Consider the following 4,496-nt stretch of genomic DNA (forward strand, 5'->3'; position numbering starts at 1 on the left):
CCCAGTTGTGCATACAGGTCATCATCAGGTCGCCGGGGTAGTCCCGAATTTCCAGGCCCTTTTGGTTAGTGCGGCCCGTCTTTCAAAAGGCAGTCCCCTCCCGCTGCACACAATTATGATCACCGGGGCCACAGGCTATCTCGGCGCATTTCTTTTAAAAGCGTACCAGGACCGGACAAGGGCTACAATTCTGGTGCCGGTAAGGGGCGAAAAAGATCCTTGGCAGCGGCTGCATACAAGCCTTGCCTTTTATTTCGGCAGGGCGGACGCTGAACGTATGCTGGACCGAAAACGCATCATCCCTGTCAGGGCGGACCTGAGCCGTTCCCGGGATGTGGATGCCCTGGAAACCTGTCTTCCCCACCTGGATATGATCCTTCACTCGGCAGCCGCCGTCAACCACTACGGCAGCCCGGAACTGCTGACTGCGGCCAATGTGACGGCCACAGAACATCTGCTGGAACTGGCCGCCCGGTACGGACACTGCCGGTTTGCCCATATCTCCACCCTGAGCGCGGTCAACCTGCCGGGGTTTTCCGAACTTACCCAGGATGCGGGCCCACCTGCCCGGAACCATTACTCCCGGACAAAGCAGGCAGCGGAAAAACGGGTGCTCAGGGCCAGGGACAACGGTCTGGACTGCCTGATCTTCCGTACCGGAAACCTGATCCTTGACACGGTAAATCACCGGTTCCCCCAGGCCGCGCCAAGCAACATGTTTCTGCGCCTGGCCCGGATGATCGCAAAAACAGGTCTGGCAATGGACGGGACCGGCAAGATGGGGCCGAACTTTGTGGACCAGGCTGCCCAGGCCATCTGCCTCCTTGCCGGTCAGACATATCACGGACCGGGGATTTTCCACATCGACAACCCCCACCAGGTTGCCATATCCCAAATCCTTTCCATGGCCCTGCCCAGAAAAGAGGCCATTGTCCAGCTTCCGGTTACAGCCCTGAAAGCGCAACTGCGGATCATGGGCCAGGTCGGGCCAGGTGACCGGGAAGAGGCTGCCCGGGAGTACCTGGCATGGATAGGCCAGCAGGAAAGGGAGAAGGCAGAGGGCGAAATTTTCGGCGGTGAGATAAAAATGGACTGGACCCTTGCCCTGCTGGCGAATCAGGAATTTGTCTGGCCCAAAATGACCCGGGAACTGGCCAAAGCCGTTCTGGACCGGGCACTGACCCTGGACCAGGGTTTTGAAACGAATCATACTGGTGAAAGGACTGGATAACATATGGAACACGCAACCTATACCCGGATGCTGGGTGACCTGGCCGGACAATGCCCCGATGCCCCGGCCCTTTGCTACAAGGGTGAGACTGCCCAGAAACTGACCTTTCGGGAATTGGATCTTTTCAGCAGCCTGGCAGCGGAGAAACTGATCTCAGCCGGCTGCACAAAGGGGATGGCCATCCCGGTGGTGCTGAACCGGGGACTGGACTGCGTTGTCTGGGCCCTGGGGGTGATAAAGACCGGGGCCACTGCCGTGCAGCTGGCCGCAGATATCCCCCTGAACCGTGCCAGGTATATTTTTGAAGATACGGGGGCTCCTTTTATCCTGACCCACCAGGACCTGGCACACCGGTTCCCGGGCTGCCCCTGCGAGACGGTGGCAGCGGATTTATGGCAATCGGAAACATGGCAGACCGGCGCACGGCAGTCCGAATCCCTGCGCCAGGCCCAGGCAGCCCGGGAAAATCTGTTGTCCGGGGACACCCCCATGCTGGTTTACTATACCTCCGGCACCACGGGTAACCCCAAGGGGGTGGTTTTTACCCATGCCAATGTCCTGGGATTTGCCCGGCGGCACAATGCATTTAACAATATCACAACAGACACCCGGGTGGCGGCCTTTGCCACGGTCTCATTTGACGCCTTTGTAATGGACCTTTACGCGCCCCTGGCCGCAGGGGCCCGGGTCTTTCTGCTGGGAGAGGAGGAGCGCATCTCCCTTGTGGCCCTTCACCGGTACTATATGCGCCATAAGATCCATCTCTCCTTTTTGACCACCCGGGTGGGGGAGGCGTATATGCAGGCCTTTGACAATCCCCATTTACGCCGCCTGCTCACCGGCGGGGAGGTGCTCCGTGAATTTGTGCCCAGAAGTTATGAGGTGTTCAATATCTACGGTCCAACCGAGACCACGGCCTATGTCACGGCATTTCCCATTACCCGGCCCCTGTCCGATTATCCCCTGGGACAGGCTCTGCCCGGCATGAAAGTGATGCTGCTGGATGAGAACCTTGCCCCCTGTCCGCCGGGCAGGACCGGTGAGATCTGCATCTCCGGAGACCAGGTCAGTGCCGGGTACCTGAACCAGCCCCTGAAGACCGCCCAGGGGTTTACGGCCAATCCTTTGTATGACCCGGAAAAAGAGGACCCTGCCTTCAGCCGCATATACCGGACCGGGGACCTGGGGCTGCTGGGCCAGGACGGACAGATCTATTTCAGGGGCAGGAAGGATCACCAGATCAAAATCAGGGGCTGCCGTATCGAAACCATTGAGGTGGAGACAGCCCTGCTGGCCCACCCGGAAGTCAGGCAGGCCCATGTCCGGCCCTTTACCCGCGGGAACGGGGAAACAGGCCTGGCCGCCTATGTGGTCAGGTGTGCCGGACAGACAGGCACCGACGCATTTTTTCACAGCATTAAGGAGTATTTGAAGGATACCCTGCCGGTCCAGATGATCCCGGGACGCATGGCAGAACTGCCCAGCCTCCCCCTGAACGCCAACGGTAAGGTGGACGGGGCAGCCCTGGCCGACCCTGGAACCCTGGGGCGGCTCTAACCCGGGAGAGGTGGGCTTTAGCTTCGCCTATTTAGCCAGAAAAATGGGGAAAAAATAAGAAATTGACGATAAAGCAAGTGCCGGCAAAATGCGACCTGCCTAAAGGCGGGATTCTAACCTTTTACGAAACAATAAAGGAAAAAACAGATAAATGGAATTGACACCGATTTACGATAACCAGCCGGATATTTACAACCTGAAAGGGTTTGCGCCCAGGATGATGGGGACAAAAGACCTCAGGGCCCTCGGGGTAAGCGTTACACCGGATGAGGCAACCATGGATCTGTTCACCGCGGGATGCCGCTCATTCATGGCCCGCTGGGAGGCGCGTACCGCCATCCCCAGGCCCCGGGTGGACCTGGGCCCGATTGATCTTGGCAACGACCTGGAAATCCACAACTATACCTCCCACTGTCCCACCCTTACCTACGAGGTGAGTCCGGTGCAGGGCTGCCAGGTGGGCTGCCTCTACTGCCTGGTCACCGACGGGGTTCATGAGCATACCCTTAGCGCCTATGAAAATTACGACCAGCTCCTGGAACCCATTCTGGAAAAACACCGGCACGAGGAACACTACTATTATTATTCGGCAAAGACCGAGGCCCTTCAGGAGCCCACCCTCCAGACCGGCATCGCCCACAGGATACTCAACACCTTTATCCGCCACTATGAAAGGTATCCGGATTCCAAGGCAAGGCTTTTCATTGCCTCCAAAGCCGGGATCAAACACCTGATGTATGCCCGGGACGGGGTGCGGATTATCGACCTTTTTGAGCAGCTCAAAGGAAAGATGCAGTTCAATACCAGTGTCTCCATCATGCCCGATTCCCTGCGCCTTTTGCTTGAACCTTTCGCAGCACCGGTTCCGGAACGGATGGCTGCGGTCCGGGCCTGCCAGAAGCGGGGCATCCTGTCCGAATCCGCCCTGGTTCAGCCCATTTTTCCCTCATATCTGAACGACGAAGTGATGTCCGAATTTTTCGGGAGACTCCACCGGAACGGCATTGTCAATTTCAAACCCGAGTTCCTCACCGTATCCCCGGCCACCCTGGCCTGGATCGGGCAACTGCTGGAACATTTTGATCCGGACCAGGCCCGGCGCCTCTACACCCTCTATCTGGCACCGGAGAACCAGGACCATAAAAAACAACGGCAGCGCACAGCACCGGAACGCAACTTCTGCCTGGAACAATTCAAGCGATTCCAGCAGACAGGGCGCAGCTTTGGCATCTCCATGTCCATCTGCTACTGGGTGCGCAAGACCCTTGACATTGACACCGACATGATCCCCATCATCAATGAAAACGGGTACCAGTGCCTGGGGTATCAACGCAAGCTGTTTGACAGCCCCTTCTATACCGAATAGGGGCACTAAGCGGTTTTCTTTATAAAAATCTTGTTAAAGATCCGGTTCAAAAGGATATAGATCATTGGCGGGACAGGGGTGAAAAACAGTGAGAAGAAAAAATTCCCCCAGAAACCGAGAAAGGTTTTTCTGCCAAGAATACCCACAACAAAAGAAAGAACCAAATATACAATCACCATAGGCGGCATAAGCTAATTCCTTTTCAAGTTAAAATCGGGTCATCCGTCCTTATTTCCAGGGAGGCTATTCTGTTTTTTTTCAGGAATAATATACAGGATACCCCAGTGATTGGCAGGCACTGCCGCATAAAATATTTTTACGGTTTCCCCGGTAGCAGGTGAT

The 4,496-nt window shown here is 56.6% G+C and carries 3 protein-coding genes; all 3 read left to right on the forward strand.

What is annotated here, in order from left to right; translation table 11 throughout:
- Positions 1–1,231: SDR family oxidoreductase (locus AB7U36_RS19270; RefSeq protein ID WP_428161272.1), on the forward strand; the 1,231-nt coding region annotated here is incomplete at its 5' end.
- 3 nt (positions 1,232–1,234) lie between these two features.
- On the forward strand, positions 1,235–2,788 hold the full coding sequence (locus tag AB7U36_RS19275) for an amino acid adenylation domain-containing protein (RefSeq protein ID WP_428161273.1): 1,554 nt from the start codon (positions 1,235–1,237) through the stop codon (positions 2,786–2,788).
- 151 nt (positions 2,789–2,939) lie between these two features.
- Positions 2,940–4,154: a hypothetical protein gene (locus tag AB7U36_RS19280; RefSeq protein WP_428161274.1), complete on the forward strand. Its 1,215-nt coding sequence runs from the start codon at positions 2,940–2,942 to the stop codon at positions 4,152–4,154.
- Positions 4,155–4,496 lie beyond the last annotated feature (342 nt).

This window comes from Desulfobacter sp. (assembly GCF_050177295.1).

What these genes read in the sequence shown, in the direction of transcription:
- AB7U36_RS19275 (WP_428161273.1), top strand. Translation starts at nt 1,235, where the DNA reads ATGGAACACGCAACCTATACCCGGATGCTGGGTGACCTGGCCGGACAA.
- AB7U36_RS19280 (WP_428161274.1), top strand. Translation starts at nt 2,940, where the DNA reads ATGGAATTGACACCGATTTACGATAACCAGCCGGATATTTACAACCTG.